The sequence below is a fragment of the Pseudomonas sp. 1L-C-7-B-C1 genome (assembly GCF_057291635.1).
Genome location: NZ_JBXAWH010000013.1, coordinates 198,637 through 224,415 on the forward strand (window position 1 = coordinate 198,637; position 25,779 = coordinate 224,415).

A 25,779-nucleotide genomic window follows, 5' to 3' on the forward strand; every position below is an offset into this window, starting at 1 on the left:
CGAACGTCAATGCATCACAGACTGCGTCAGAAATCCGCGCGTGCTGCTCAGTCTAATTGCGTGACGGCGTCAAACCCCCGCCGGACGGGAACTCCAGCGCATAGGCAATCTGTCGGGTGGTCGGTATACTCGGGCGCAATTAATGCTTATACAAAGGATTTCGCCATGAAGCGCCTGATTTCCTCCCTGGCCGCGCTGCTTGCAGTTGCGTGTCTGGTCTCTGCCTGCGGTCAGAAAGGTCCACTGTATCTGCCCGACGACGACTCGTCCGACGGCTCCAGCCAGACCAAGTCGCACTCGCACAAGCATCAGACTTCGACCTACTAGGAATCAGTCATGGACGCCTTCAACTACCGCGACGGTGAGCTGTTCGCGGAAGGAGTGGCGTTGTCTGCCATCGCCGAACGCTTCGGCACGCCGACATACGTCTATTCCCGCGCGCACATCGAGGCGCAGTATCGCGCCTACGCCGACGCCCTGAGCGGCATGCCGCATTTGGTCTGTTACGCGGTCAAAGCCAACTCTAACCTGGGCGTACTCAATGTCCTGGCGCGGCTGGGCGCCGGTTTCGACATCGTTTCCCGTGGCGAACTGGAACGCGTACTGGCAGCAGGCGGTCAGGCTGACAAGATTGTCTTTTCCGGCGTCGGCAAGACCCGTGATGACATGCGCCGAGCCCTCGAAGTCGGCGTGCATTGCTTTAATGTCGAGTCCACCGACGAACTCGAACGCCTGCAAGTCGTCGCCGCCGAAATGGGCGTGCGCGCCCCGGTTTCGTTGCGCGTCAACCCGGACGTCGACGCCGGCACCCACCCCTACATCTCCACCGGCCTCAAGGAAAACAAATTCGGCATCGCCATTGCGGACGCCGAAGACGTTTACATCCGCGCCGCGCAGCTACCGAATCTTGACGTTATTGGCGTCGACTGCCACATCGGCTCCCAACTGACCACGCTCTCGCCTTTCGTGGATGCCCTGGATCGCTTGCTCGATCTGGTCGACCGGCTGGGCGATTGCGGCATTCTGCTGAAGCATATTGATCTGGGCGGCGGTCTGGGCGTGCGTTATCGCGACGAAGAGCCACCACTCGCGGGCGAGTACATTAAAGCCGTCCGTGACCGTCTTGATGGCCGCGATCTGGCGCTGATGTTCGAGCCCGGCCGCTTCATCGTTGCCAATGCCGGCGTGCTGCTCACCCGCGTCGAGTACCTCAAGCACACCGAGCACAAGGACTTCGCTATCGTCGACGCCGCCATGAACGACCTGATTCGTCCGGCGCTGTACCAGGCGTGGATGGACGTAACTGCGGTCAAGCCCCGTGACGGCGCCACACGCACCTACGACATCGTCGGCCCGATCTGCGAAACCGGGGATTTCCTGGCCAAGGAGCGCGAACTCGCCCTGGCTGAAGGCGATCTGCTGGCGGTGCATTCGGCTGGCGCCTATGGCTTCGTGATGAGCTCCAACTACAACACCCGCGGACGTACGGCCGAGGTGCTTGTGGATGGCGAGCAAGCCTTCGAAGTGCGTCGCCGTGAAACCGTGACTGAGCTGTTTGCCGGCGAAAGCCTGCTGCCGGAGTAATCCCATGCTGCTGCGTTTTACCAAGATGCATGGCCTGGGCAATGATTTCATGGTGTTGGACCTTGTGAGCCAGCACGCGCACATTACGCCCAAGCATGCCAAGCAATGGGGCGATCGCCACACCGGCATCGGCTTCGATCAGTTGCTGCTGGTCGAAGCGCCGAACAATCCGGACGTGGACTTCCGTTACCGGATTTTCAATTCCGACGGTTCCGAGGTCGAGCAATGCGGCAATGGCGCGCGCTGCTTCGCCCGTTTCGTGCTGGACAAGCGGCTGACGGCCAAGAAGCAGATTCGCGTCGAGACCAAAGGCGGCATCATCGAGCTGGACATCCGCAACGACGGCCAGATCAGCGTTGATATGGGCGCGCCGCGCCTGGTGCCGGCGGACATCCCGTTCGATGCGCCGGAGCAGGCCACCAGTTATACCCTCGATGTCGATGGCGAAACCGTCGAGCTCGCGGCCGTGTCCATGGGCAACCCCCATGCCGTGCTGCGCGTCTACGACATCAACAACGCACCTGTGCATGTGCTGGGCGCGAAAATCGAACACCATCCGCGCTTTCCGGCTCGGGTGAACGTGGGCTTTCTCCACGTCGTCGACCGTCAGCGCGCGCAATTGCGGGTGTGGGAACGCGGCGCCGGGGAAACTCAGGCATGCGGCACCGGAGCCTGCGCGGCAGCGGTCGCGGCCATTACCCAAGGCTGGATGGATTCGCCGATGCTGATCGACCTGCCAGGCGGACGCCTGTCCATCGAGTGGGCCGGTCCTGGCCATTCAGTGGTGATGACTGGCCCGGCGGTCCGTGTTTACGAAGGCCAAGTACGTCTATGAGCGAGAGTATCCAATGACCGATCAGCCTCAGACTTCAAACGACACGCCCGGCCAATCACCTGCCGAGAACGCAGTGCCTGCCCTTGAAGCCGAGGCGGTTGCGGCCTGGCTGCAACAACACCCTGATTTCTTCGCCGAACACGACGAGCTGTTGGCGATGATGCGCGTCCCGCACCAACGGGGCGACACCGTCTCGCTGGTCGAACGCCAGCTTAAACTGCTGCGCGAGCGCAACATCGAGATGCGTCACCGGCTCTCGCAACTGATGGACGTGGCCCGGGACAATGACCGGCTGTTTGAAAAAACCCGCCGGCTGATTCTCGATCTGATGGACGCAACCAGTCTGGAAGACATCGTCATCTGCGTGGAAGACAGCCTGCGCCAAGAGTTTCAGGTGCCCTTCGTCAGCCTTATTCTGTTCAGCGACCACCCGATGACCGTCGGACGCTGGGTCAGCGCCGCCGACGCGCAGAAAGCCATTGGTGGGCTGATGTCCGGCGGCAAGACCCTGTGTGGCGCGCTGCGCGAGCATGAACTCGAGTTCCTGTTCGGCAGCGAGCAAAGCAAGGAAGTAGGCTCGACCGCCCTGGCGTCCCTCACCCATCAAGGGTTGCATGGCGTTCTGGCCATCGGGAGCCGTGATCCGCAGCATTACAAAAGCTCGGTCGGCACGCTGTTTCTCAGTTACATCGCCGACGTGCTCAGCCGTCTGCTGCCCCGCTTCACCAACTCGCTGCGTTCGGTTCGCTAGTCATGGAAGGGCAACTGGACGCCTACTGCACGCACCTGCGCAGTGAGCGCCAAGTGTCGAGCCATACGCTTGAAGCCTATCGCCGCGACCTGAACAAGGTCCTGGCGTTCTGCGAAAAGCAGCACATCGACAGCTGGAAAGCGCTGGATATTCAGGCCATGCGCAGCCTTGTCGCGCGCCTCCACCAGCAGGACCAATCCTCGCGCAGCCTGGCCAGACTGCTGTCAGCCGTTCGCGGCTTCTATCACTACCTCAACCGCGAAGGCCTTTGCGATCACGATCCGGCCAATGGCCTGTCACCGCCCAAGGGCGAGCGTCGCCTGCCGAAAACGCTTGATGCCGACCGAGCCCTGCAACTGCTTGAAGGCGGCGTCGAAGACGATTTCCTGGCCCGGCGCGATCAGGCCATCCTCGAGCTTTTCTATTCGTCAGGCCTGCGCCTGTCCGAGTTGACCGGACTGAACTGTGCAGACCTGGATCTGGCGGACGGTCTCGTGCAGGTCCTCGGCAAAGGCAGCAAAACTCGCGTTTTACCGGTCGGCAAAAAGGCCCGGGAAGCGCTGGAGGAATGGCTCAAGCAGCGGGCGCTGGCCAATCCACAGGACGATGCTGTGTTCGTCAGCCAGCAGGGCCGGCGCCTCGGGCCGCGATCGATCCAGCTGCGGGTCAAGGCCGCTGGCGAACGCGAGTTGGGCCAGAATCTGCACCCACATATGCTTCGCCATTCATTCGCCAGTCACTTGCTGGAGTCGTCCCAGGACCTGCGCGCCGTGCAGGAGCTGCTGGGTCACGCCGACATCGCCACCACTCAGATCTACACCCACCTGGATTTCCAGCATCTGGCCACGGTGTACGACAGCGCCCATCCACGGGCCAAGCGCAAAGGTAACGCCGACAATGAGCATTAAGCTGATCACCTTCGATCTGGACGACACGCTGTGGGAAACCGCACCGGCGATTGTCAGTGCCGAAGCCAAGCTGCGTGAGTGGCTGGCTGCCAACGCGCCAAAGCTAGGGCCGGTTCCGGTCGAGCATCTGTGGGAAATCCGCTCGCGACTCATCGAAGAGGATCCGACGTTCAAGCACCGGATCAGTGCGTTGCGCCGTACGGTGCTGTTTCACGCCCTGGCGGACGCTGGCTACAGTCAGGCCGAAGCCCACGAGCTGGCGGACCAGAGCTTTGAAGTATTCCTTCAAGGGCGGCACCAGTTGGACATCTTCCCTGAAGTGGTGCCGACACTGGAAATCCTGACCAAGTCTTACACGCTGGGTGTCGTGACCAACGGCAATGCGGACGTTCGACGCCTGGGCCTGGCCGATTATTTCGCCTTCGCTCTGTGCGCCGAGGACCTGGGTATCGGCAAACCAGACCCTGCTCCCTTCGTTGAAGCGCTGAAACGCGGCAATGCCGATGCCAGTCAGGCCGTGCATGTCGGCGACCACCCCGGTGACGACATCGCCGGTGCTCAGCAGGCCGGCATGCGGGCGATCTGGTACAACCCCGCTGGCAAAGTCTGGGAGGCTGAAAGAGCGCCGGATGCCGAGATCAGCAGCCTGACGCAATTGCCCGAGGTGCTGGCGCGCTGGGGTTGATCCGGGTCTCCCCCGGTATGAATGCCGGCTTTTGCGTCGGCAACCCGGATCGCAGGCAATAAAAAACCCGCAGCGACAGCGGGTTTTTCATCAAGCGCACAACCGGCCTTTAGATAGGACGGCTGCCGTACTTGTTATCAGGCTTCTTGGGCGGATCGGCGACCACATTGGCCTCCACTTCCACAACCTTGCCACCGCGAGCGAGGAATTCTTCCATCGCGCGAGCCAGAGCATCACGCTCTTTGTTCTTGGCTTCCACGCTCGGCAATTCGTCTACCGAGACGGCGGCCTTGGCCTTGCCCTTGGCCGGAGTCGCAGAGACTTCAGCGCTGTCGTCGACCTCCACTACATCTTCATCGGAAGCCGCAGCGAGCCCCTCGCCGCCCTCCTCGTCTTCCAGCTCGTCTTCCAGACCTTCTTCGATGTCGTCGTCGCTCATGTTCTACCTCATGACTTGCGCAAGCAGATTAGTTATAGCCCAGCCGGGCTTGATTTCTTGGACAGCCGGAAAAAATTCAACTACCGCAGACTCTCAGCGGTCGTGTCCCTCACCTTGAAGCGTGGCGAGGACTCTACGGGCTCCGCCTGCATCGCGGTGCTCGCCCAGATAAATACCTTGCCATGTGCCCAACGCCAGCCGTCCATTTGTAACCGGCAATGTCAGCTGGCAGCCAAGCAGACTGGCTTTGAAGTGCGCAGGCAGATCGTCGGGTCCTTCGTCGTCATGCTCGTAACCGTCGCGCCCCTGAGGCACCAGACGGTTGAAGAACCGCTCGAAATCGCGACGTACCGCCGGATCGGCGTTCTCGTTGACGGTCAACGAGGCCGAGGTGTGTTGCAGCCAGACATGCAGCAGGCCAATGCGGCATTCGCGTAATTCGCGAAGGCCCGCAACGATCTCGTCAGTCACCAGATGGAAACCACGAGGCCTTGCCCGCAGCGTGATCAAGGTCTGTTGCCACATACCGTTCTCCGCCCTTCGGCGCGCATTCTAACGCGCTGGAAAAAAAAACAAAGTGCGTAATGAGCGACGATTTTTACGGGCGCAGGACAAGGGCATTTATGCCCTCTCAAGCGTCCGGAATCGCCAGGTTTGGCCGAGCATTGCAGCGGATGTCCCTGCCTGGAACACCCGCCCCCTGTGCGGACATCCCTATCGACAAACCCCAGACAAAAAAATGCCCGGAGACCCGGGCATTTTTTCATGCGTGGATTACAAGTTGTAGCCACGTTCGTTGTGTTGCGCCAGATCCAGGCCGACCGCTTCTTCTTCTTCGGTGACACGCAGGCCCATGACCATGTCGAGCACCTTGAGGATGATGAAGGTCACGATCGCGGTGTAGATGACCGTGAAGCCGACGCCTTTGCACTGGATCCAGACTTGTGCCGCGATGTCGGTCACAGTGCCGAAGCCGCCCAGCGAAGGGGCTGCAAACACGCCGGTCAGGATCGCGCCAAGGATACCGCCGATACCGTGAACGCCGAACGCATCCAGGGAGTCGTCGTAGCCCAGTTTGCGTTTCAGGCTGGTGGCGCAGAAGAAGCAGACCACGCCTGCCGCCAGACCGATGATCAGGCCGCCCATTGGGCCCACAGTACCGGCAGCCGGAGTCACAGCAACCAGACCGGCAACCACACCCGAGGCAATGCCCAGCGCGCTTGGCTTACCGTGGGTCAGCCATTCGGCGAACATCCAGCCCAGCGCTGCAGCAGCGGTGGCGATCTGGGTGACCAGCATGGCCATACCGGCGGTGCCGTTGGCCGCAGCTGCGGAACCTGCGTTGAAGCCGAACCAGCCCACCCAGAGCATGGCCGCACCTACCAGGGTGTAACCCAGATTGTGCGGGGCCATCGGAGTGGTCGGGAAACCTTTACGCTTGCCGAGTACCAGGCACGCCACCAGGCCAGCCACACCGGCGTTGATGTGAACAACGGTGCCGCCCGCGAAGTCGAGAACGCCCCAGTCCCACAACAGACCGCCGACGCCACTCCAGACCATGTGCGCAATCGGCGCGTAAACCAGGGTGAACCAGATCGCCATGAAGATCAGCATCGCGGAGAACTTCATGCGTTCTGCGAAGGCGCCGACGATCAGGGCCGGGGTGATGATGGCGAAAGTCATCTGGAAGGTCACGAAAACGGCTTCCGGGAACAGTGCCGCAGGGCCAGTGATGCTTGCCGGGGTGATGCCTGCCAGGAACGCCTTCGACAGACCGCCGACGAAGGAGTTGAAGTTGACGACGTTGGCTTCCATCCCGGTGGTGTCGAAGGCCATGCTGTAGCCGTAGACGACCCACAGAATGCTGATCAGGCCAGTAATGGCGAAGCACTGCATCATCACGGAAAGAATGTTTTTCGAGCGGACCATGCCGCCGTAGAACAGCGCCAGACCCGGGATGGTCATGAACAGCACCAGCGCGGTGGAGGTCAGCATCCAGGCGGTGTCGCCGGAATTGAGTACGGGGGCTGCCACTTCGTCTGCCGCCATGGCCAAGCCAGGGGTTACGAGGGACAACAGGGCTCCTAGCCCTGCGAATTGACGCAGAGTCATATTGTTTTCTCCTGGGGCGTTGGGGTTTGGCGGCTTAGATTGCGTCGGTATCGGTTTCGCCGGTACGGATGCGGATGGCCTGTTCCAGATTGACCACGAAGATCTTGCCGTCACCGATCTTGCCGGTGTTGGCCGCTTTGGTTATCGCTTCGATAACGCGGTCCAGATCCTTGTCGTCGATCGCAACATCGATCTTCACCTTGGGGAGGAAGTCGACTACATACTCCGCACCGCGATACAGCTCGGTGTGGCCTTTCTGACGTCCGAAGCCTTTGACTTCAGTAACCGTGATGCCCTGCACGCCGATTTCGGACAGCGACTCGCGTACGTCGTCCAGCTTGAACGGCTTGATGATGGCAGTGACTAGCTTCATGAAACTTTCTCCCGAATTGGTGGACTTGCCCCAGGAAAACAAACCCGACTCAAGTCTAAGCGCAGTGTCTGGCTTTGTAACGCGTCGTGTCCGCAAGAGACCTGACCAACTCCAGAAAACCGCTTCTGACGAAACATTCCCCGCTCCGCCTGCCGCACTGCATTCGTCACAGCGACTGCATCAGTGCATGGGTTACAAGCCACTAAGCAGAAAGCTTGCCATCTCATCGATCGGCGTGAATTTCGGCACTTGAACCGTTAATTCACGCTTCAGCGTAGTCGTCGATTGCCATCGCCGCACAACAACGGTGCGCGCGTGCCCGAGGGGATGCGCGAAAAGCGTGCAGAGCGTTGCGCGTGGCGGACGGTCGAAAGCTGCGTGCTACAATCGCGTCCTCTGATTCTGGAGTTTCATCATGCTCGCCCCTAAAGCCTTTCTCGACGCCCTGAGCGGCCACGCGTCCCGCCTGTTCAACGGCGAAACCCCGGTTCCCCGCAGCGAATTCGAAACCCAGTTCAAGGCGCTGCTGCAGAGCGGTTTTAGCAAGCTGGATTTGGTCAGCAGGGAAGAATTCGACAGCCAGATGATCGTCCTCGCCCGTACCCGCGCGCGTCTTGAGGCACTGGAAGCGAAGATGGCGGAGATGGAAGCGCAGTTGGCGACGCAGCCGAAAGCGCCGGGGGCTGAGCCACAGGGTTGAGCGTTTAACCCTGCGGGTGCTCAGGCGCAGTGCGCAATGCGCTGAACCTGGGCTTTGATGGCTTCACCTCGCTCGATCTCTGCTTGGCGCAGGTCACAGGTGAGCTGCAAATTCAGCCAGAATTCCGGGGTGGTTTCGAAGTCCCAGAGCACTGGCTCTCGCCCGCCTCAAGCCGGTTCTCCACAGCCAGCGCTATGTCAGCCGGCTTCCGACAGTCCATCCCTGCATTTTCAGATCGGTCCTACATATTTCCTGAGCGCGAATTGATATTTTCCCGCCGCTCACGACTTCTCACTTCATCTCCTGGGTGCTAACTCGCACGATTTTGCTGGCGTCGGTTCCTGCTGAATCATTTTCAGCACGCAGACCACTTTGCAGCTAATCGGATATTCCAGCATGGACGCTTGTGCCCGGTTCACATCAGCCTCCATGGCTTGAATTTGGACTTCGCAGAGACCTGACAGATGCCTTCGATCTACACGCTCAAGCCAAGATTTCAGAATGCGCTCCGACCTTGGGTGAGGCGCCTTTTCGATCACGGAGTCACCGCCAATCAGACGACTGTGGTGGCCGCTGCGGGCTCAGTCCTGGTAGGCACTTTGGTCGCCGTTTTCGCTTCACACCTTTGGGTGTTCATCCTCGTACCCATCTGGATGGTGGTGAGAATGGCGCTCAACGCGATGGATGGAATGCTGGCCCGGGAGTTTGGCCAGCAGAGTGAAATGGGCGCTTACCTGAATGAACTGTGCGACCTGCTCGCAGACAGCGCACTCATCCTGCCCTTCCTGCTCATACCTGATGTGAGCCTGACGCTGACGCTGCTGGCCACACTCCTTGCGTGGCTCAGTGAATACGCCGGCGTAATGGGTCCGATGGTCGGCTCGACACGCCGCTACGACGGCCCCATGGGCAAAAGCGATCGTGCATTCATATTTGGTGCGCTAGCCACATCCATCGCGCTGGGCTGGCGAGACGCCGGATGGATTAACGCGGTGCTGGTTCTGGTGAGCGCATTGCTCTGCTACACAGTGTTCAACCGAGTGCGCGCAGGGCTCAGGCATGGGAAGGAGTGCCCTCCTTCCGCCTAAGCATGATGCGGTGCGCGAAGTTCGGACTTGCGCATTCACCTCCGCGATAGCGTTGCGCCTCTGTATCGATAGGGGCCAGCGTCCGATACGCCAAGGAAGGCAGTACTTCTCGTGCACCTCAGTCACGAGCAGCCCACTTAGCATAAGGAAGTCCCGTGCTCGAATCTCTGATCGCAAGGTTAATCACCGGCGCAGCGCGTACCCTGACCGGCGCCCGCAGCCTGTGGGTAGGCTGCACGCCACATCCGGAGCAACGTATCTATTTCGCTAATCACAGCAGCCACGGCGACTTCGTACTGCTCTGGGCTTCGCTACCCTTAGCCCTTCGCGACGCCACCCGGCCAGTGGCAGGCTCCGATTACTGGCAGACCAATCCTGTACGCCGCTACCTCATCAACCGCGTGTTCAAGGGCGTATCAGTAAACCGCGATCGCACGGCTGCCACGGATAACCCGTTAAAAGGCATGCAAGACGCGTTGGAAAATGGGGACTCACTGATCATATTCCCCGAAGGCACCCGCAACCTGGGGCAAGAGGTGCTGCCGTTCAAAAGCGGGATCTATCATTTAGCCAAGTGTTACCCGCAGGTGCAGATCGTTCCGGTATGGATTACCAACCTTAACCGAGTGATGCCCAAAGGCCGCGTGATCCCGCTCCCCCTGCTGTGTACGACGACCTTTGGCAAGCCACTCGGGATTGAACCCGAAGAAGATAAAAGTCTGTTCCTTGAACGTAGCCGGGCAGCACTGATGGCACTGAACCCGGAAAACCAAAGCTCATGAACAAGCAGACCCTCACACTCTTTGCCGGAATCGGCGCGCTTCTGCTGGTGGCTTCGCTCATCGCTTTTATCCTCAAGCGTGCGACTGGCAGCGAATCAAGCGCTGTAGTAGACAACCTCAACGCCCGAATCAATGCCTGGTGGGGCATGGTCCTCGTCATAGGAATGGCATTCTGGCTGGGGACCACCGCCGTCATCGTGCTGTTTTATGCGGTGTCCTTCTATGCACTGCGCGAATTCCTCACACTGACCCCAACCCGCGGCAGCGACTACCTGGCGCTGCTGGCGGCGTTTTACGTGGCTCTGCCGCTGCAATATCTGCTGATTTATATCAAGTGGTATGGGCTGTTCTCGATATTGATTCCTGTGTACGGATTTCTGCTATTGCCTATCCTCTCGACGCTAGCGGGGGATAGCGTCCGCTTTCTGGAACGCGCGTCTAAAGTGCAGTGGGGGTTGATGATCGCGGTGTATTGCGTGTCTTCGGTGCCTGCGTTGCTCACGCTGGACATTCCAGGCTATGAAGGCCGAAATCTTCTGCTCATCGCGTATCTGGTGATCGTCGTACAGTTGTCAGACGTGCTTCAGTACGTGTGTGGAAAATTGTGGGGCAAGCGCAAGATTGCGCCGAATCTGTCACCGTCAAAGACCGTTGAAGGCTTCGTCGGAGGTGTCCTGCTCGCCTCACTGATCGGCGCCGCGTTATGGTGGATCACGCCGTTTAATCCCTGGCAGTCATTTCTCATCGCGCTGCTAATCAATCTACTTGGTTTTGCGGGAGGTCTCGTGATGTCGGCGATCAAGCGAGACCGTGGCGTGAAAGATTGGGGCCATATGATTGAAGGCCACGGCGGCATGCTCGACCGTTTGGACTCAGTCTGTTTCGCAGCGCCGATTTTCTTTCACTTGGTACGGTATGGCTGGACTTGAATCCCGGCCGGATGATGGCGCTGGCATTCGAAACTTCTACCCATGCTTGAGGGGTCAGGTGCCCACTGCTGGGCAGCCTTGAGCAGGTGACGAGCATAATAATTATCAAATTCGCCCTTTTTGACGAACTGAAAACCGTGACGAGTATAAAACCGATTTGAAGCGCTTTCTTTCAGAGCCCCAACATACAATCTAGCGACGCCGCATCCGCTTCCATGAAGATCTGACGAAGGACAATCGAGCCTATTCCTGATCCTTGTGCGCTTGGCTTGATGTAAAGGTGATCGAGCAACAACCCGTCGATACGCGGCTTGACCACGACAAAACCCACCCGCTCGCCGGAAACCTCAACGTGGCGGGTAAATTCGGGAGAAAAACCTTCCCGGAAACGCTCCCGAGCACGCACGGGATCGAAGCGACCAATGCGCTTAAGGCTCTCACGCATGGCGTCAATCCGGAGGGCAACAAGCGCTTCGAAGTCACCGGCTCCCGCTATGGCGAAGGTGACCAAAGTGCCTGCAGTGGACATGGGTTCGAGAGATTCTTCGGTCAGAATTTCCTCAGAATGTACAGGCTGCACTCCAGTCCTGGTCATGATCCACCTCCAGTCGATTCATACACATGCCGTAGAACATGCACGGGGCCAAGCTTCAGAGCAATGACTATCCTTCAGCTCGCCGCAGGAAGCGGTGCTGCCTTCAAGGAAAGACATGTCCCTCGCGATCGTTCTGAGCCGTGCACAGGTTGGCGTTGAAGCCCCTGCCGTGACCGTTGAAACCCATCTCGCCAACGGGCTGCCCAGTCTGACGCTGGTGGGTCTGCCAGAGGGCGCGGTGAAGGAGAGTAAGGATCGGGTGCGCAGTGCGATCCTCAACTGTCGGCTGGAATTCCCGGCGCGGCGGATCACCCTGAATCTCGCCCCTGCCGATTTGCCCAAGGACGGCGGACGCTTCGATGTCGCCATCGCACTTGGCTTGCTGGCCGCCAGCGCGCAGGTGCCGACGCTTGCGTTGGAGGGCATCGAATGTCTGGGGGAACTGGCGTTATCGGGTGCGATTCGGCCCGTGCAGGGCGTGCTCCCCGCGGCGCTTGCTGCGCGGGAAGCAGGGCATACGCTGATCGTGCCGGCAGTGAATGCCGAGGAAGCGTGTCTGGCGTCAGGCCTGAAGGTAATCGCGGTCAGTCATCTGCTCGAGCTGGTGTCACACTTGAATGGGCACACGGTTATCCCGCCCTATAAATCCAACGGCCTGATTCTGCAGACGCAGCCGTATCCCGACTTGAGTGAGGTGCAAGGCCAGACCGCTGCCAAACGCGCGTTGCTGGTGGCCGCGGCCGGCGCGCATAACCTGCTTTTCAGCGGTCCCCCCGGCACCGGTAAAACGCTGCTCGCCAGCCGTTTGCCTGGGCTGTTGCCGCCGCTGGATGAGCTCGAAGCGCTGGAGGTGGCGGCGATTCAGTCGGTCGCCAGTCATGCGCCGCTGACCAGTTGGCCCCAGCGCCCTTTTCGGCAACCCCATCACTCTGCATCGGGTCCTGCGTTGGTCGGGGGTGGCAGTCGCCCGCAACCTGGCGAGATCACCCTGGCGCACCACGGTGTGCTGTTTCTGGACGAACTTCCGGAATTTGATCGGCGGGTGCTGGAGGTCCTGCGCGAACCCCTTGAATCCGGCCACATCGTCATTTCCCGCGCGCGGGATCGGGTGCGCTTTCCGGCGCGCTTTCAACTGGTCGCCGCGATGAACCCCTGCCCGTGTGGTTATCACGGCGAGCCGACCGGGCGCTGCCGCTGCTCAACCGATCAGATTCAGCGCTATCGCAACAAGCTGTCCGGACCGCTGCTCGACCGGATTGACCTGCATCTGACGGTCGCTCGGGAAACGACCTCCTTGGCCGCCACTGCAGACAGCAAGGGTGAAAGCGCCAGCGCAGCGGAAGTGGTCTCCGAAGCCCGACAACGCCAACAACGGCGCCAGGGCTGTGCCAACGCCTTTCTTGACCTGCCTGCGCTGCGTCAACACTGCGCGTTGCTGCCGGAAGACGAAGCCTGGCTCGAGAATGCGTGTGAACGCCTGAACCTGTCCCTGCGCGCTGCCCACCGCTTGCTGAAAGTGGCGCGCACGCTCGCTGATCTGGAGAAGGTGGACGCAATCGCCCGATGCCACATTGCTGAGGCGCTGCAGTATCGGCCTTCGACGAATTGAAGATCTTCGTTGTACGTATCTCAGATGAGATACATAGTGATCTTTTTCAGGAGTAGCCCTCATGACAACCCAAACTTCAATGCTGCATGTGAGGATTGATCTGGCACTTAAAAACCAGGCATCGGAGACCTTGGCCCACTTCGGCCTCACCATCTCCGATGCCGTGCGTATTTTGCTCACGCGGGTGGTCCGGGAAGGCGGTTTGCCCGCGGGCCTTGGCGCACACCCGGATGCTTACGATCAATGGTTCAGGGCCAAGGTGCGTGAAGCCATGGACGACTCGGGGCCGACGCATTCGCACGAGGACGTCATGGCTGCCGCCACCGAATTACTCGAAAGGAAGCGCGGTGCTGACAATTGAATGGAGCAGGTATGCCAAGGACGATTTGCTGGCGATCCTTGAATACATCGCCGGCCATGACGCCAAAGCAGCGTGGCGCTTGAAGGAGGAGATCGATGTTCGCATCGACCACCTCCCTCGCCATCCAAGGCTTTATAAAGCTGGTCGGGAAGCAGGAACCAGGGAGATCGTAGTGGCTCCGAACTACTTGGTGGTGTATGCCGAAACCCCCACGACCCTTCTCATTCTTCGCGTTTTACACGCTGCCCAACAGTGGCCCCTAAATCCCTCAGCTTGAATGTCCAGCTCGGTGGTCACTCAACTCACCGAAACCGATCCACTTCCTTCTGCAAGTCAGCTGCCACCGCGTTCAACTCTTGAGCCGTGATCGCCAGGTTGGACACGACTTCGCGTTGCTCGCTGTTCGCCTGGGCGATGCTTTGCAGGTTGGCGCTGAGCAGCGTTGCCGTGTTGCTCTGCTCCTGGGTCGCGGTGGTGATGGACGTGAATTGCTCACCGGCCGACCGGCTTTGTTCGTCGATCTGGGCCAGGGCTGCGGCGACTTTGGCGTTGCGCGACAGGCCTTCCTGCATCAGCGCGTTGCCTTGCTGCATGGTGTTGATCGCATTGCTGGTCTCTTGCTGGATGCTGCTGATCATGCCGGAGATTTCGTCGGTGGCTTGGCGCGTACGAGATGCCAGGCTGCGGACTTCATCCGCTACCACCGCAAAACCACGGCCTTGCTCACCAGCGCGTGCTGCCTCAATGGCGGCATTGAGGGCCAGAAGGTTGGTCTGCTCGGCGATCGAGGTGATGACGCTGACAATTCCGCCAATCTCCTGCGAGCGCTGGCCCAAGGTATCGATCACCGTCGCGGTGCTGCTCAGCGAGCCTGCAATTTGCTCCAGCGAGGCCGACGCCTCCTCCATGGACGTACGACCGATGCGCGTCTGCTGGGCATTGCCCTGGGCCATGCGCTCGGTAGTGCCCATGTTGTCGGCGATGGTCAGGGCCGTGGCGCTGAACTCCTCCACTGCGCCGGCCATGCTGGTGATTTCGCCGGATTGCTGCTCCATCCCTTCATAAGCACCGCCCGACAGGCCGGACAACGCGTTGGCTCGGCTGCTGACTTCCAGCGCTGCTGTGCGGATGTGGGACACCATGGTTTCCAGCGCCTGGCCCATCTTGTTGAAGCTACCCGCCAGCTGACCAATTTCGTCATGGCTGGAAACGTTCAGGCGCGCGCTCAAATCACCGGCACCCAACGCTTCCGCCTGACTGACCAACGCCGACAGCGGCCGCAGCTTGCTGCGCAGCAGCCAGATCGCGGCAGCGACAGCGATCAGCATCGCCAGGAGGCTGCCGATGGCCAGTTGCGTGCCGACGCTCCAGGTCACTGCGCTGATTTCATCCTTGGGCATCGTCGCCAGAACCGTCCACGGGCCGCCGGCAAACTTCTCGCCGACGGTGTAGAAGTCTTCACCGGCGTCCTGCCAGAACCGCCCAACGCCTGGCGTCTTGACGAACTCGGCCAGGGTGGTGCTTGCCTGATCCAGATCCTTCACGCCCGCTGGTGCCACCAGCCATTTGCTCTGCTCGTCGAGTAGGGCCAGCGAGCCGGTGGAGCCGATGCGGAAGTTTTTCAGGTTGTCGAACTGCGCTTTCTGCGCGTCGGTGTAGTCGAAACCGACAAACAGCACGGCGATGACCTTACCGCTGGCGTCACGCACCGGGCTGTATTGAGTCATGTACAGGCGATCGAACAACAGCGCGCGACCGACGTATCCCTGGCCGGCGAGCAGCTTGTCGTAGGCGGGATGTTTGTGATCCAGCGAGGTACCGAGGGCGCGTGAGCCGTCCTGCTTGCTCAGGGAGGTGCTGACGCGCACGAAGTCGTCGCCGCTGCGCACAAAGACCGTCGCCACGCCGGCCGTCATTTTCTTGAAGTCGTCGACTTCCGTGAAGTCGTTGTTCAAAGCCGTACCGTTCAGCAGCAACGCAGGAGTCTGCACGCCCGCAACCGCGATCTGTTGATCGGCCTGGACGCTCAAACCACCCGAAAAGCGCTTTTCAAACAGCCCGCTTAAACGCTGGGTGCTGTCGCGCAGCGTGCTGTGGAACGTGTTCAACTGGTCGGCCAGCAACCGGGCTTCGCTGCTCATGTGCTCTTCGCGAATGACCAGGTTAGCCGAGTCCAGAGAGCGCAAGGCGAATAGCGTACTGCCGCTGATGACGACGGCCAGAATAACGGCCAGGGCGATGCCGAGTTGCGAGGCAATTCGGGCGCGAGGCTGAGACATTGGAGCTCCTTGCCGAACGACTGGACCGTCCTGATCTCAGGAACACCATTCGGACGAATCTAATAGAGGGGATCGATGAACCGATTGAGGTGAACCGGCTCTGCATTACACCTTCGGCCGCCAAAAGAAATACTTGAGTCCAACCCCCTCTATGGACGGAATTATTTCCTTTTCTGACAGTCTCGGCGCCCTTTTTCAATAAGCCTGCGCTCTGCGGTTCACTCCAGAATCGTCACGTCCGGCAGCTCCATCGCCTGCACTTCACCCTGCAAAAAGTCACTGAGCCGGCGCATACGCTCACCGCCCGGTCGAGTCTTGGGCCATACCAGGTAATAGTTCTCGCCGCTGACGACTGCGGTGCGCCACGGCAGGCTGAGTCGGCCCTGAGCGACGTCCTCCGCCACCATCAGCAGATCACCCATCGAAACGCCGTAACCCCGGGCCGCCGCGATCATGCCCAACTCAAGCGTGTCGAATACCTGCCCGCCCTTGAGCGAGACCCGGTCAGACAAGTCCATGCGCTCCAGCCATCGGCGCCAGTCGCGACGGTCAGGCGTGGGGTGCAGCAGTTCGGCGCCGGCCAGTCGCTCGGCATCCCACGGCGCGTCATCCAGCAGCGTCGGCGCGCCCACGGGAATCAGCCATTCCGGGAATAGATACGTCGCCTCCCATTCCGGCGGGAAATGCCCATGGCTGAGCAACACCGCGCAATCGAACGGCTCCTGGGTGAAGTCGACGCTGTCGATGTCCATCCAGGCGCTGGTCAGTTGCACTTCGTTACCCACTTGCAAGTGGCGAAAACGACTCAGCCGCGCCAGCAGCCAGCGCATAGTCAGGGTTGAAGGAGCCTTCATGCGCAAGATGCCCTCCTCGGCCATCAACGCGCTGCACGCTCGCTCCAACGCGGAGAACCCTTCACGCACACCCGGCAACAATTCCCGCGCGGCCTCGGTGAGCTGCAGGTTGCGACCATTGCGGCGGAACAGGCGGCAGGCGAAGTGCTCCTCCAGCGTGCGGATATGCCGACTGACGGCGCTCTGGGTGATCGACAGTTCTTCAGCGGCGCGCGTGAACGAGCTGTGTCGCGCAGCGGCTTCAAACGCGCGGAGGGCATACAGCGGCGGAAGTGTGCGAGACATCGGCGTAGCTCCTCGGGGAGTCGGGCAACTGCAGTCACTCTACTGCAGAAATGCCAGGATGAGTTTTACTCATGCGAGTGATCGGATTTATCCCTTTGTGCATCTACGCCGCAATCCCCACAATGACCAGCCTGCCAACACCCGTAGCCCGAGCGCAAAGACCATGCACCAGCACGCTTTCAAAGAACTGTGGATCATCCTGCGTCTGGCCGGGCCGCTGATTGCTTCGCAAATGGCGCACATGCTGATGGTGTTCACCGACACCGTGATGATGGGCAAGCTGGGCCCGGAGTCCCTGGCCGGTGGCGGGCTAGGGGCGGCGAGCTACAACTTCGTGTCGTTCTTCTGCGTCGGTGTCATGGCGGCGGTCGGCACGCTGGTTGCGATTCGCAAGGGCGCGAATGATCACGCCGGGGTCACCCGTCTGACCCAGGCCGGCTTGTGGCTGGCATGGGGCATGGCCTTGGTTGCTGGGCTGATCCTGTGGAACCTTGAGCCGATCCTGCTGCACTTCGGTCAGGACGAGGCTAACGTACACATGGCCAGTGAGTTTCTGATCACGCTGCCATTGGCGTTGCCTGGCCTGCTGAGTTTCATGGCCCTGCGCGGTTTCACCAGCGCACTGGGGCGTGCCACCCCGGTAATGGTGATCAGTCTGGTGGGCGTGGCCCTGAACTTCGGGCTCAATTATGCGTTCATCCACGGGCTGTTCGGCCTGCCGCACTGGGGCCTGATGGGCATTGGCCTGGTCACGGCCATTGTCACCAACGCCATGGCTCTGGCCCTCGCCCTGCACATTCGTTATCACAGCGCCTACGCGGCGTATCCCCTTCACAAAGAACTGATGAAACTCTCGCGCAGCTGCCTGAAAGAGCTGTGGCGTCTGGGCCTGCCCATCGGCGGTACGTATGCGGTGGAAGTCGGCCTGTTTACCTTTGCGGCGTTCTGCATGGGCGCCATGGGCAGCACCCAGATGGCCGCGCACCAGATCGCCCTGCAATCGGTATCGATGGCGTTCATGGTCCCGGTCGGGATTTCCTACGCGGTGACCATGCGCATCGGTTTGCACTACGGCGCAGGGAACCTGTTGCTGGCGCGCACCGCCGGACGCATGGGGATTGGCTTCGGCGGGCTGCTGATGCTGTCGTTCGGCATTCTTTTCTGGGTTGCGCCCCACGCCGTCATCGGTTTGTTCGTGGACGTCAACGATCCGAAATACCAGGGTGTGGTCGAGCTGGCGGTGAAGCTGCTGGCAATCGCAGCATGGTTCGAGATTCTCGACGGCACGCAGACCATTGCCATGGGCGCGATTCGGGGATTCAAGGACGCCAAGACCACATTCCTGATCGGACTGGCGAGCTACTGGGTGGTCGGCGCGCCGTTGGCGTGGGGCCTCGGGTTTCTCGCGAACCAAGGCGCGGTGGGCGTGTGGTGGGGATTGGCGATTGGCTTGCTTTGCTCAGCGGTGGCACTGACCTGGGCATTCGAGCGCAAGACGGCGCGGCTGCTGCGCAAAGAGGCGACCGGCGTTGTGGTGATGGGATAGGCCTCTGCGGGTATTCACAATCCGGGGCGGTCACAAACCCGACTGTAGGAGCAATCGGAGGTTACGACGGTCGCGAAGGCGGTGGGTCTGTGACATCCATATCGGCTAACCTCATGCATTCGCGAGCAAGCTCACTCCTACAGAATCACTCCGAGGTGTGTTCAAAGAACGAGCCGCCGCTCACTGGCTCTGCAGCGCATTCCCTTTGTTCTGATCCATCGCCAGATACTCCATCAGCTCCGGCAATGCCAGCGGGTGGCTGATCAAAAAGCCCTGAGCCTGATCGCAATTGAAGCTGCGCAGCAATGCCAGTTGCTCAGGAGTTTCGACACCTTCAGCCACCACTTCGAGGCTGAGGTTGTGGGCCAGGTTGATCATCGCGTGGACCAGCTTGCGGTTTTCCTCACGCTGCTCCATTTCGCCAACGAAGCTCTTGTCGATCTTCAGCAGCGTGATCGGCAGGCTGTTGAGGTGCACGAAGGATGAAAACCCGGTGCCGAAATCGTCCAGCGAGAAGCGCACACCCAGGCGCCCCAGCGCGTCCATGGTCTGTTTGACCAAGTCACTGCGGCGCATGACGGCTGTTTCGGTCAGTTCGAATTCCAGCCATTGCGCGTCAATGCCGCGGTCGGCGATCAACCGACTAAGCGTCGCAAGCAGCTGGTTGTCCTGAAACTGGCGGAACGACAGGTTGATCGCCATGTGCAGCGGCGGCACGCCTTTTTCGCGCAGGGCCTGCATGTCGCGCAGGGCACGGGCGATGACCCAATAGCCCAGCGGCACGATCAGCCCGCTTTGCTCGGCCAGCGGCACGAACTCGCTCGGCGGTAGCAAACCGCGTTCGGCGTGGCGCCATCGCACCAGTGCCTCCAGCCCCAGGATGTGCCCGGTATTCAGGCACAGGCGTGGCTGGTAATGCAGTTCTAGCTCATCGCGACGCAAGGCCCGTCGCAGCTCACTTTCCAGATCGGCGAGACTGCGGGCATTGCGGTTGATGCGTTCGTTGAAGACATGAAAGGTGCAGCCCTGAGTGCCCTTGGCCTGCTGCATGGCGATGTGCGCGTGCCACATCAACGGATCGGCGCCGCCGTTAAGGCGCGCATAAGCGATGCCAAGGCTGCAGCCGATCAACAGGCTTTCGCCGTCGACCCAATACGGTTCGGACAAGGCTTCGGTAATGCGCTCGGCGATGGACTCCGCCCGTTCTGGAGCGCGTCGTGTGTCGATCAGCAGAGCGAATTCATCGCTGCCCAGTCGCGCCAGTTGATCGCATGCCTCCAGCTGGCTCTTCAGCCGGGCGACCACTTGCAGGATCAGCCGATCCCCCGCCTGATGGCCCAGCGCGTCATTGGCTCGGCGGAAGTTGTCCAGGTCCAGATGCCCCAGCGCCAGACCTCGGCCGTCGAACTCGGCGAGCCGGGCAGCCAACAGCGTCTGGAAGCCCTGTCGGTTGGCGATGCCGGTGAGGGGATCTTGCTCGGCGAGGCGATTGAGTGTGGTTTCCAGCACGCCCCGTTCGCGCACATGACGCAGACAGCGACGCAAGGCCTGCGGAGTGAGCGCGTCGCGCACCAGCCAGTCGCTGACACCGACGGGCTCTTCCTCCGGCTCTGTGTCAAAAAGCAATACGGTGGGCCAGTTGCATTGGCCGGCCGCGGGCTGAAGGGCTTCAGTGGTGAAAAGGATTCCGGGGATTGCGAGGTCTGCTTGATGGCCAACAGCGCCCCAGCTCGACGCGCAGTCAAGGACAGCGGCGTCTCCGAGCGGCGCCAGGCACTCGCGCAACGATGCCGGCCATTCGGGCGAGTCCGCCAAAAGCAGCAAACGCAAGGGTTCGACAGGCGTAGACAAGCTAACTCCCCACACAAACGTAAAGACCTTGGCGCACCCTCGAATGAGGGTCGTCAAACGCGAGAATCATCCGCAATACGCAAATGTAACAAAACGGCGAAATATAGATAGCGCGGCGCATCACAGGGTCGGACGGTGGCTGCACAATCCGCTGACCCTGTTAAAATGCCCGCCCTTTTCCAGGCAGCCCCATTTTTCCCCATGTCCCGACTCAATCCCCGGCAACAGGAAGCCGTGAACTACGTCGGCGGCCCTCTTTTGGTGCTCGCCGGCGCTGGCTCCGGCAAGACCAGCGTGATCACACGCAAGATTGCCCACCTCATCCAGAACTGCGGCATCCGAGCCCAGTACATCGTCGCCATGACCTTTACCAACAAGGCAGCGCGGGAGATGAAAGAGCGTGTCGGAACCCTCTTGCGCGCTGGCGAAGGACGCGGCCTGACCGTTTCGACGTTTCACAACCTGGGCCTGAACATCATCCGCAAGGAACACGCCCGTCTGGGCTACAAGCCCGGGTTCTCGATCTTCGACGAGACCGACGTCAAGGCGCTGATGACCGACATCATGCAGAAGGAATACTCGGGCGACGACGGCGTCGACGAGATCAAGAACATGATCGGCGCCTGGAAAAACGAACTGATCCTGCCGCCCGAGGCCCTCGCCAATTCGCGCAACCCCAAGGAGCAGACCGCCGCCATCGTCTACAGCCACTACCAGCGCACGCTCAAGGCGTACAACGCGGTGGATTTCGACGACCTGATTCTGCTGCCGGTGAAGCTGTTCGAAGAACACGCCGACATTCTGGAAAAATGGCAGCACAAGGTGCGCTACCTGCTCGTCGACGAATACCAGGACACCAACGCCAGCCAGTATCTGCTGGTGAAAATGCTCATCGGCACGCGCTGCCAGTTCACCGTTGTGGGCGACGACGACCAGTCGATCTACGCCTGGCGCGGCGCGCGGCCGGAAAACCTGATGCTGCTCAAGGACGATTACCCGTCGTTGAAAGTGGTGATGCTAGAGCAGAACTACCGCTCGACCAGTCGGATTCTGCGCTGCGCCAACGTGCTGATCGCCAACAACCCCCATGCCTTCGAGAAGCAACTCTGGAGCGAGATGGGCCACGGCGACGAAATCCGCGTGATTCGCTGCAAGAACGAAGACGCCGAAGCCGAACGCGTGGCCATCGAAATTCTCAGCCTGCACCTGCGCACCGACCGACCGTACAGCGATTTTGCCATTCTTTATCGCGGTAACTATCAGGCCAAGCTGATCGAGCTGAAGCTGCAGCACCACCAGATTCCGTATCGGCTGTCCGGGGGCAACAGCTTCTTCGGACGTCAGGAAGTGAAAGACCTGATGGCCTATTTCCGCCTGTTGGTGAACCCGGATGACGACAACGCCTTCCTGCGCGTGATCAACGTGCCGCGTCGGGAAATCGGCTCGACCACCCTTGAAAAGCTGGGCAACTACTCGACCGAGCGCAAGGTGTCGATGTACGCCGCCACCGACGAGATTGGACTGGGCGAACATCTGGACGCACGCTTCACCGACCGCCTCAGACGCTTCAAGCACTGGATGGACGGCGTGCGCCAGCAATGCGCGACGCAGGACCCGATTGCCGCTTTGCGCAGCATGGTCATGGACATCGATTACGAAAACTGGATTCGTCAGAACAGCTCCAGCGACAAGGCCGCCGACTACCGCATGGGCAACGTGTGGTTCCTGATCGAGGCGCTGAAGAACACCCTGGAGAAAGACGAAGAAGGCGGCATGACCATCGAGGAGGCCATCGGCAAACTGGTCCTGCGCGACATGCTCGAACGTCAGCAGGAAGAGGAAGACGGCGCCGAAGGCGTGCAGATGATGACCCTGCACGCCTCCAAGGGCCTGGAATTTCCGTACGTGTTCATCATGGGCATGGAAGAGGAAATCCTTCCGCACCGCTCCAGCATCGAGGCCGATACCATCGAAGAAGAACGCCGCCTGGCCTACGTGGGCATCACCCGCGCGCGGCAGACGCTGGCGTTCACCTTTGCGGCCAAGCGCAAGCAGTACGGCGAAATCATCGATTGCCTGCCGAGCCGGTTCCTCGACGAACTGCCGCCGGACGATCTCGCCTGGGAAGGCAACGATGACACGCCCGTCGAAGTCAAAGCCGTACGCGGCAACACAGCCCTGGCGGACATACGCGCCATGCTGAAAAGATAACGTTTATTTCGCGCACATCGCGCTCTGAGGACCACCCACGTGGAAGCACTGCACAAGAAAATTCGCGAAGAAGGCATCGTGCTTTCCGATCAGGTATTGAAGGTCGACGCGTTTCTCAACCATCAGATCGACCCGGTGCTGATGCAGCAGATCGGCGACGAATTCGCCGCGCTGTTTGCCGACTCGGGCATCACAAAAATCGTCACCATTGAGGCGTCGGGTATCGCCCCTGCGGTCATGACCGGTTTGAAGATGGGCGTTCCGGTGATCTTCGCGCGCAAGCATCAGTCGCTGACCCTCACTGAAAACATGTTTTCCGCGTCGGTTTACTCGTTCACCAAGCAGACCGAAAGCACCATCGCCATTTCTACCCGTCACTTGAACAGCAGCGATCGGGTGCTGATCATTGACGACTTCCTGGCCAACGGTAAGGCGTCCCAGGCGCTGATCTCGATCATCAAGCAAGCGGGCGCAACGGTCGCCGGCCTGGGTATCGTGATCGAGAAGTCGTTCCAGGGCGGCCGCGCTGAACTGGACGGTCAGGGCTATCGTGTAGAGTCACTGGCGCGCGTGCAGTCGCTGAAAGATGGCGTTGTGACGTTCGTTTGATCCAGATTCACCTTGGGGGTTGCGCAGCTGATACCGCGCTTTAGGCCTGCGAATACGCAACCCCGTGGAAGTGAGCTTGCTCATGAATACGGGCTATCAGGCGCAGAGGTTACGGTGAATGTACCGACCCCTTCGCGAGCAAGCTCGACTCCCACAGATTTCGTGCGGTCAGTAGAACAGGAGACACGTTATGGAAATTGGCGAAAAACTGAGCGTAGAGGCGTTTTTCGATCCGCAGACCTCGACCATCAGTTACCTGGTCATTGACCGCTCCACGCTTCAAGCCGCGTTGATCGACAGCGTGCTGGATTACAACCCGAAATCCGGGCGCACCAGCACGCAGTCCGCAGACAGGCTGATCGACAGGGTTCGCGAGCTTGGCGTGTCGGTGCAGTGGATTCTGGAAACCCACGTCCACGCCGATCACGTCTCGGCGGCGGCGTACCTGAAAGAACAGCTCGGCGGCACCGTTGCGATTGGCAGCCACATCACCCGCGTGCAAAAAGTCTTCGGCACGCTGTTCAACGCCAAAGGTGACTTTGCCCGGGACGGCAGCCAGTTCGACCGGCTGCTGGAAGATGACGCGCACTTTCAGATCGGCACGCTGCAGGCCCGAGCCATGCACACCCCCGGCCATACGCCGGCATGCATGACATACGTGATCGAGGCTGGCAATGAAGCCGTGGCGTTTGTCGGCGATACGCTGTTCATGCCCGACTACGGCACCGCCCGTTGCGACTTCCCCGGTGCCGATGCGCGCACGCTGTTTCGCTCGGTTGGCCGGATTCTCAGCCTGCCGCCACAAACGCGCCTGTTCATGTGCCACGACTATCTGCCCAACGGCCGTGAATTGATGTTCATGACCACCGTCGCCGAGCAACGCGCCAGCAACATCCACGTGCGCGAAGGCATTGGCGAGGACGCCTTTGTCGAGATGCGCGAGAAGCGCGATGCCACCCTCGACATGCCCGTGCTGATCCTGCCTTCGGTGCAGATCAACATGCGCGGCGGCAACCTGCCAGAGGCGGAAGATAATGGCGTGCGCTACCTGAAAGTTCCGATCAATGCGCTGTAATGTCTGCACAGCGCGCCGCTCAGGCGCGCTCACACACTGAACAGCCACCTCCTGACAGCCCCCACGGAACTTGCTCCCTTACGATGAATGAACACGAACTGATCGGAGCCGGCCTCGGTACGATCATTGGCGCTGTATTGGGATTGACGGGCGCGGGTGGCGGCATTCTCGCAGTGCCGCTGCTGGTTTTCGGGCTTGGCCTGACAATGATCGAAGCCGCGCCGGTAGGCCTTCTGGCCGTCGGGCTGGCTTCGGCCGTCGGTGCAGCGCTCGGGCTGCGCCAAGGCATCGTCCGCTACCGCGCGGCCATCTTCATTGCGATCATTGGTATTGCGCTGTCGCCGGTAGGCCTTTGGCTGGCGCATCAACTGCCCAATGCGCCGCTGGCGTTGGGGTTTGCCCTGGTTCTGTTTTATGTCTGCGCGCGGATCTACCGCAAAGCCGCTCACGAACTGCGCCACGGCAAGCCGCCGGATCGAGGGGCATTTAGGCCCTGCGTGGTCAATCCGCTGGTGGGTCGGCTGCGCTGGACCCTGCCTTGCGCACGTTCCCTGGCGGCGACCGGCGCATTGGCCGGGCTGTTGTCAGGATTGCTCGGTGTGGGTGGCGGCTTTGTCATCGTGCCGGCGCTGACCCGCTACACGGACCTTGAGATGAAGAGCATCGTCGCCACGTCGCTGGCGGTGATCGCACTGGTCTCCACCGGCAGCGTGATCACGGCCAGCGTCAGCGGCGCGATGCATTGGTCAGTAGGGCTGCCGTTCGCCGCCGGGGCCGTCGTCGGACTGATGGCCGGCAGGCAGGTCAGCCGCTACCTCGCTGGCCCGAGGTTGCAGCAGTTGTTTGCGGTTAGCGGCTTTTTCGCCGCTGTATTGCTGGTGATCAAAACCCTCGGCTGAGCGGGTGCAGCTCGTGAAGGTGATGGGTCAGTCTCATGAATGCTGCCTGACGCACCCCATTCGCGAGCAAGGTGGAGCGCTACCCCGGTCACTCCTACAGGACTGTGCGGGTACTCAACGCAAATCCACTGTAGGAGCAATCGGAGGTTACGACGGTCGCGAAGTCGGTGGGTCTGTGACATGGATGTCGGCTGACCCACCGCAATCGCGAGCAAGCTCACTCCTACAATTTGTGGCGTAGCCGACATCTGCGTCGGGCACAGATCCACTGCAGGAGCAACCGGAGGTTACGACGGTCGCGAAGGCGGTGGGTCTGTGACATGGATGTCGGCTGACACACCGCAATCGCGAGCAAGCTCACTCCTACAATTTGTGGCGTAGCCGACATCTGCGTCGGGCGCAAATCCACTGTAGGAGCA

General features: G+C 60.5%; 25 protein-coding genes and 2 pseudogenes. 18 read left to right on the top strand and 9 right to left on the bottom strand.

Annotated elements, in window-relative coordinates; all coding sequences use genetic code 11:
* Positions 1-165 precede the first annotated feature (165 nt).
* Genes lptM through AC0Z8Z_RS20465 form a run of 6 tightly spaced genes read left to right on the top strand, consistent with a single transcriptional unit; the run spans position 166 to position 4,763 of the window.
* Positions 166-327 carry an LPS translocon maturation chaperone LptM gene (lptM, locus tag AC0Z8Z_RS20440; protein WP_037016591.1) on the top strand — a complete coding sequence of 54 codons (162 nt, stop codon included), beginning with the start codon at positions 166-168 and terminating at the stop codon, positions 325-327.
* Between the two features lie 9 nt (positions 328-336).
* On the top strand, positions 337-1,584 hold the full coding sequence (gene lysA / locus AC0Z8Z_RS20445) for a diaminopimelate decarboxylase (RefSeq protein WP_485620313.1): 1,248 nt from the start codon (positions 337-339) through the stop codon (positions 1,582-1,584).
* Between the two features lie 4 nt (positions 1,585-1,588).
* Positions 1,589-2,419, top strand: coding sequence for a diaminopimelate epimerase (gene dapF, locus AC0Z8Z_RS20450; protein WP_272629627.1), 831 nt, complete (start codon positions 1,589-1,591; stop codon positions 2,417-2,419).
* 13 nt (positions 2,420-2,432) lie between these two features.
* Positions 2,433-3,170, top strand: a complete 738-nt coding sequence (locus AC0Z8Z_RS20455; protein WP_485620314.1) for a DUF484 family protein — start codon at positions 2,433-2,435, stop codon at positions 3,168-3,170.
* Between the two features lie 2 nt (positions 3,171-3,172).
* Positions 3,173-4,078, top strand: a complete 906-nt coding sequence (gene xerC / locus AC0Z8Z_RS20460) for a tyrosine recombinase XerC (RefSeq protein WP_485620315.1) — start codon at positions 3,173-3,175, stop codon at positions 4,076-4,078.
* Entirely contained in the window at positions 4,068-4,763 is a 696-nt protein-coding gene (locus tag AC0Z8Z_RS20465) for an HAD family hydrolase (protein ID WP_485620316.1), read from the top strand. The genes xerC and AC0Z8Z_RS20465 overlap by 11 nt, the downstream gene beginning before the upstream one ends.
* A gap of 109 nt (positions 4,764-4,872) precedes the next feature.
* Here AC0Z8Z_RS20465 and AC0Z8Z_RS20470 read toward each other — a convergent pair whose 3' ends face one another.
* From AC0Z8Z_RS20470 to glnK, 4 genes are all read right to left on the bottom strand, one after another.
* Positions 4,873-5,202 (bottom strand): hypothetical protein, encoded by a 330-nt coding sequence (locus AC0Z8Z_RS20470; protein ID WP_122534138.1) that lies wholly within the window; start codon positions 5,200-5,202, stop codon positions 4,873-4,875.
* Positions 5,203-5,295: 93 nt separating this feature from the next.
* Positions 5,296-5,727, bottom strand: coding sequence for a secondary thiamine-phosphate synthase enzyme YjbQ (locus tag AC0Z8Z_RS20475; protein ID WP_122623534.1), 432 nt, complete (start codon positions 5,725-5,727; stop codon positions 5,296-5,298).
* Positions 5,728-5,976: 249 nt separating this feature from the next.
* Positions 5,977-7,314, bottom strand: coding sequence for an ammonium transporter (locus AC0Z8Z_RS20480; protein WP_037016614.1), 1,338 nt, complete (start codon positions 7,312-7,314; stop codon positions 5,977-5,979).
* Positions 7,315-7,348: 34 nt separating this feature from the next.
* Positions 7,349-7,687: a P-II family nitrogen regulator gene (gene glnK / locus AC0Z8Z_RS20485; RefSeq protein ID WP_002555808.1), complete on the bottom strand. Its 339-nt coding sequence runs from the start codon at positions 7,685-7,687 to the stop codon at positions 7,349-7,351.
* Positions 7,688-8,102: 415 nt separating this feature from the next.
* Between glnK and AC0Z8Z_RS20490 the strand changes: the two genes are divergently transcribed.
* Positions 8,103-8,387: an accessory factor UbiK family protein gene (locus tag AC0Z8Z_RS20490; RefSeq protein WP_172610284.1), complete on the top strand. Its 285-nt coding sequence runs from the start codon at positions 8,103-8,105 to the stop codon at positions 8,385-8,387.
* A gap of 20 nt (positions 8,388-8,407) precedes the next feature.
* Here the strand turns inward: AC0Z8Z_RS20490 and AC0Z8Z_RS20495 are convergent.
* Positions 8,408-8,524 (bottom strand): annotated as a pseudogene (locus AC0Z8Z_RS20495) (addiction module antidote protein, HigA family); the annotation flags it as partial.
* Between the two features lie 327 nt (positions 8,525-8,851).
* Here AC0Z8Z_RS20495 and AC0Z8Z_RS20500 point away from each other — a divergent pair.
* The 3 genes from AC0Z8Z_RS20500 to AC0Z8Z_RS20510 all read left to right on the top strand — a co-directional run bounded on the left by AC0Z8Z_RS20500 (position 8,852) and on the right by AC0Z8Z_RS20510 (position 11,186).
* Complete coding sequence (locus AC0Z8Z_RS20500) at positions 8,852-9,475, top strand: CDP-alcohol phosphatidyltransferase family protein (protein WP_485620317.1); 624 nt, start codon at positions 8,852-8,854, stop codon at positions 9,473-9,475.
* A gap of 155 nt (positions 9,476-9,630) precedes the next feature.
* The gene (locus AC0Z8Z_RS20505; protein WP_485620318.1) at positions 9,631-10,257 is read left to right on the top strand and encodes a lysophospholipid acyltransferase family protein; all 627 of its coding nucleotides are present in this window, start codon (positions 9,631-9,633) and stop codon (positions 10,255-10,257) included.
* The gene (locus tag AC0Z8Z_RS20510) at positions 10,254-11,186 is read left to right on the top strand and encodes a phosphatidate cytidylyltransferase (RefSeq protein WP_485620319.1); all 933 of its coding nucleotides are present in this window, start codon (positions 10,254-10,256) and stop codon (positions 11,184-11,186) included. The genes AC0Z8Z_RS20505 and AC0Z8Z_RS20510 overlap by 4 nt, the downstream gene beginning before the upstream one ends.
* On the opposite strand, the pseudogene AC0Z8Z_RS20515 reads toward AC0Z8Z_RS20510, so the two are convergent.
* Positions 11,159-11,715 (bottom strand): annotated as a pseudogene (locus AC0Z8Z_RS20515) (GNAT family N-acetyltransferase). The gene AC0Z8Z_RS20510 and the pseudogene AC0Z8Z_RS20515 overlap by 28 nt on opposite strands.
* Positions 11,716-11,896: 181 nt before the next feature.
* Between AC0Z8Z_RS20515 and AC0Z8Z_RS20520 the strand changes: the two are divergent.
* The 3 genes from AC0Z8Z_RS20520 (at position 11,897) to AC0Z8Z_RS20530 (ending at position 14,028) form a co-directional block, all read left to right on the top strand.
* A complete protein-coding gene (locus tag AC0Z8Z_RS20520; RefSeq protein WP_485620320.1) occupies positions 11,897-13,390 on the top strand; it encodes a YifB family Mg chelatase-like AAA ATPase in 1,494 nt (497 codons plus the stop codon).
* A gap of 61 nt (positions 13,391-13,451) precedes the next feature.
* Complete coding sequence (locus tag AC0Z8Z_RS20525; protein WP_485620321.1) at positions 13,452-13,751, top strand: type II toxin-antitoxin system RelB/DinJ family antitoxin; 300 nt, start codon at positions 13,452-13,454, stop codon at positions 13,749-13,751.
* Positions 13,738-14,028 (top strand): type II toxin-antitoxin system RelE/ParE family toxin, encoded by a 291-nt coding sequence (locus AC0Z8Z_RS20530; RefSeq protein ID WP_485620322.1) that lies wholly within the window; start codon positions 13,738-13,740, stop codon positions 14,026-14,028. Before AC0Z8Z_RS20525 ends, AC0Z8Z_RS20530 begins: the two co-directional genes overlap by 14 nt.
* A 25-nt stretch (positions 14,029-14,053) precedes the next feature.
* Here the strand turns inward: AC0Z8Z_RS20530 and AC0Z8Z_RS20535 are convergent, their stop codons facing one another.
* Positions 14,054-16,030, bottom strand: a complete 1,977-nt coding sequence (locus AC0Z8Z_RS20535) for a methyl-accepting chemotaxis protein (RefSeq protein ID WP_485620323.1) — start codon at positions 16,028-16,030, stop codon at positions 14,054-14,056.
* A 218-nt stretch (positions 16,031-16,248) separates the two neighbouring features.
* Positions 16,249-17,169, bottom strand: a complete 921-nt coding sequence (locus tag AC0Z8Z_RS20540; RefSeq protein WP_133773820.1) for a LysR substrate-binding domain-containing protein — start codon at positions 17,167-17,169, stop codon at positions 16,249-16,251.
* A 163-nt stretch (positions 17,170-17,332) separates the two neighbouring features.
* Here AC0Z8Z_RS20540 and AC0Z8Z_RS20545 point away from each other — a divergent pair, with 163 nt between their 5' ends.
* Positions 17,333-18,715, top strand: coding sequence for a NorM family multidrug efflux MATE transporter (locus tag AC0Z8Z_RS20545; protein ID WP_485620324.1), 1,383 nt, complete (start codon positions 17,333-17,335; stop codon positions 18,713-18,715).
* 180 nt (positions 18,716-18,895) lie between these two features.
* Here AC0Z8Z_RS20545 and AC0Z8Z_RS20550 read toward each other — a convergent pair whose 3' ends face one another.
* Positions 18,896-20,566, bottom strand: a complete 1,671-nt coding sequence (locus AC0Z8Z_RS20550) for a putative bifunctional diguanylate cyclase/phosphodiesterase (protein ID WP_485620325.1) — start codon at positions 20,564-20,566, stop codon at positions 18,896-18,898.
* 201 nt (positions 20,567-20,767) lie between these two features.
* Here AC0Z8Z_RS20550 and rep point away from each other — a divergent pair, with 201 nt between their 5' ends.
* The 4 genes from rep to AC0Z8Z_RS20570 all read left to right on the top strand — a co-directional run bounded on the left by rep (position 20,768) and on the right by AC0Z8Z_RS20570 (position 25,360).
* Positions 20,768-22,777, top strand: coding sequence for a DNA helicase Rep (gene rep / locus AC0Z8Z_RS20555; protein ID WP_122534146.1), 2,010 nt, complete (start codon positions 20,768-20,770; stop codon positions 22,775-22,777).
* A gap of 39 nt (positions 22,778-22,816) precedes the next feature.
* Positions 22,817-23,386, top strand: a complete 570-nt coding sequence (locus AC0Z8Z_RS20560; RefSeq protein ID WP_485620326.1) for a xanthine phosphoribosyltransferase — start codon at positions 22,817-22,819, stop codon at positions 23,384-23,386.
* Between the two features lie 190 nt (positions 23,387-23,576).
* Positions 23,577-24,461 (top strand): MBL fold metallo-hydrolase, encoded by an 885-nt coding sequence (locus AC0Z8Z_RS20565; RefSeq protein ID WP_485620327.1) that lies wholly within the window; start codon positions 23,577-23,579, stop codon positions 24,459-24,461.
* 83 nt (positions 24,462-24,544) lie between these two features.
* On the top strand, positions 24,545-25,360 hold the full coding sequence (locus tag AC0Z8Z_RS20570) for a sulfite exporter TauE/SafE family protein (protein ID WP_485620328.1): 816 nt from the start codon (positions 24,545-24,547) through the stop codon (positions 25,358-25,360).
* Positions 25,361-25,779: the final 419 nt, after the last annotated feature.

Bases quoted from the DNA above. Each gene is read 5' to 3' on its own strand.
- AC0Z8Z_RS20455 (WP_485620314.1), top strand. From the start codon at position 2,433: ATGACCGATCAGCCTCAGACTTCAAACGACACGCCCGGCCAATCACCT.
- xerC (WP_485620315.1), top strand. From the start codon at position 3,173: ATGGAAGGGCAACTGGACGCCTACTGCACGCACCTGCGCAGTGAGCGC.
- AC0Z8Z_RS20500 (WP_485620317.1), top strand. From the start codon at position 8,852: ATGCCTTCGATCTACACGCTCAAGCCAAGATTTCAGAATGCGCTCCGA.
- lptM (WP_037016591.1), top strand. From the start codon at position 166: ATGAAGCGCCTGATTTCCTCCCTGGCCGCGCTGCTTGCAGTTGCGTGT.
- rep (WP_122534146.1), top strand. From the start codon at position 20,768: ATGTCCCGACTCAATCCCCGGCAACAGGAAGCCGTGAACTACGTCGGC.
- AC0Z8Z_RS20535 (WP_485620323.1), bottom strand. From the start codon at position 16,030: ATGTCTCAGCCTCGCGCCCGAATTGCCTCGCAACTCGGCATCGCCCTG.
- AC0Z8Z_RS20475 (WP_122623534.1), bottom strand. From the start codon at position 5,727: ATGTGGCAACAGACCTTGATCACGCTGCGGGCAAGGCCTCGTGGTTTC.
- AC0Z8Z_RS20480 (WP_037016614.1), bottom strand. From the start codon at position 7,314: ATGACTCTGCGTCAATTCGCAGGGCTAGGAGCCCTGTTGTCCCTCGTA.
- glnK (WP_002555808.1), bottom strand. From the start codon at position 7,687: ATGAAGCTAGTCACTGCCATCATCAAGCCGTTCAAGCTGGACGACGTA.
- AC0Z8Z_RS20540 (WP_133773820.1), bottom strand. From the start codon at position 17,169: ATGTCTCGCACACTTCCGCCGCTGTATGCCCTCCGCGCGTTTGAAGCC.
- AC0Z8Z_RS20520 (WP_485620320.1), top strand. From the start codon at position 11,897: ATGTCCCTCGCGATCGTTCTGAGCCGTGCACAGGTTGGCGTTGAAGCC.
- lysA (WP_485620313.1), top strand. From the start codon at position 337: ATGGACGCCTTCAACTACCGCGACGGTGAGCTGTTCGCGGAAGGAGTG.
- AC0Z8Z_RS20490 (WP_172610284.1), top strand. From the start codon at position 8,103: ATGCTCGCCCCTAAAGCCTTTCTCGACGCCCTGAGCGGCCACGCGTCC.
- AC0Z8Z_RS20545 (WP_485620324.1), top strand. From the start codon at position 17,333: ATGCACCAGCACGCTTTCAAAGAACTGTGGATCATCCTGCGTCTGGCC.
- AC0Z8Z_RS20470 (WP_122534138.1), bottom strand. From the start codon at position 5,202: ATGAGCGACGACGACATCGAAGAAGGTCTGGAAGACGAGCTGGAAGAC.
- AC0Z8Z_RS20570 (WP_485620328.1), top strand. From the start codon at position 24,545: ATGAATGAACACGAACTGATCGGAGCCGGCCTCGGTACGATCATTGGC.
- dapF (WP_272629627.1), top strand. From the start codon at position 1,589: ATGCTGCTGCGTTTTACCAAGATGCATGGCCTGGGCAATGATTTCATG.
- AC0Z8Z_RS20510 (WP_485620319.1), top strand. From the start codon at position 10,254: ATGAACAAGCAGACCCTCACACTCTTTGCCGGAATCGGCGCGCTTCTG.
- AC0Z8Z_RS20565 (WP_485620327.1), top strand. From the start codon at position 23,577: ATGGAAATTGGCGAAAAACTGAGCGTAGAGGCGTTTTTCGATCCGCAG.
- AC0Z8Z_RS20525 (WP_485620321.1), top strand. From the start codon at position 13,452: ATGACAACCCAAACTTCAATGCTGCATGTGAGGATTGATCTGGCACTT.
- AC0Z8Z_RS20465 (WP_485620316.1), top strand. From the start codon at position 4,068: ATGAGCATTAAGCTGATCACCTTCGATCTGGACGACACGCTGTGGGAA.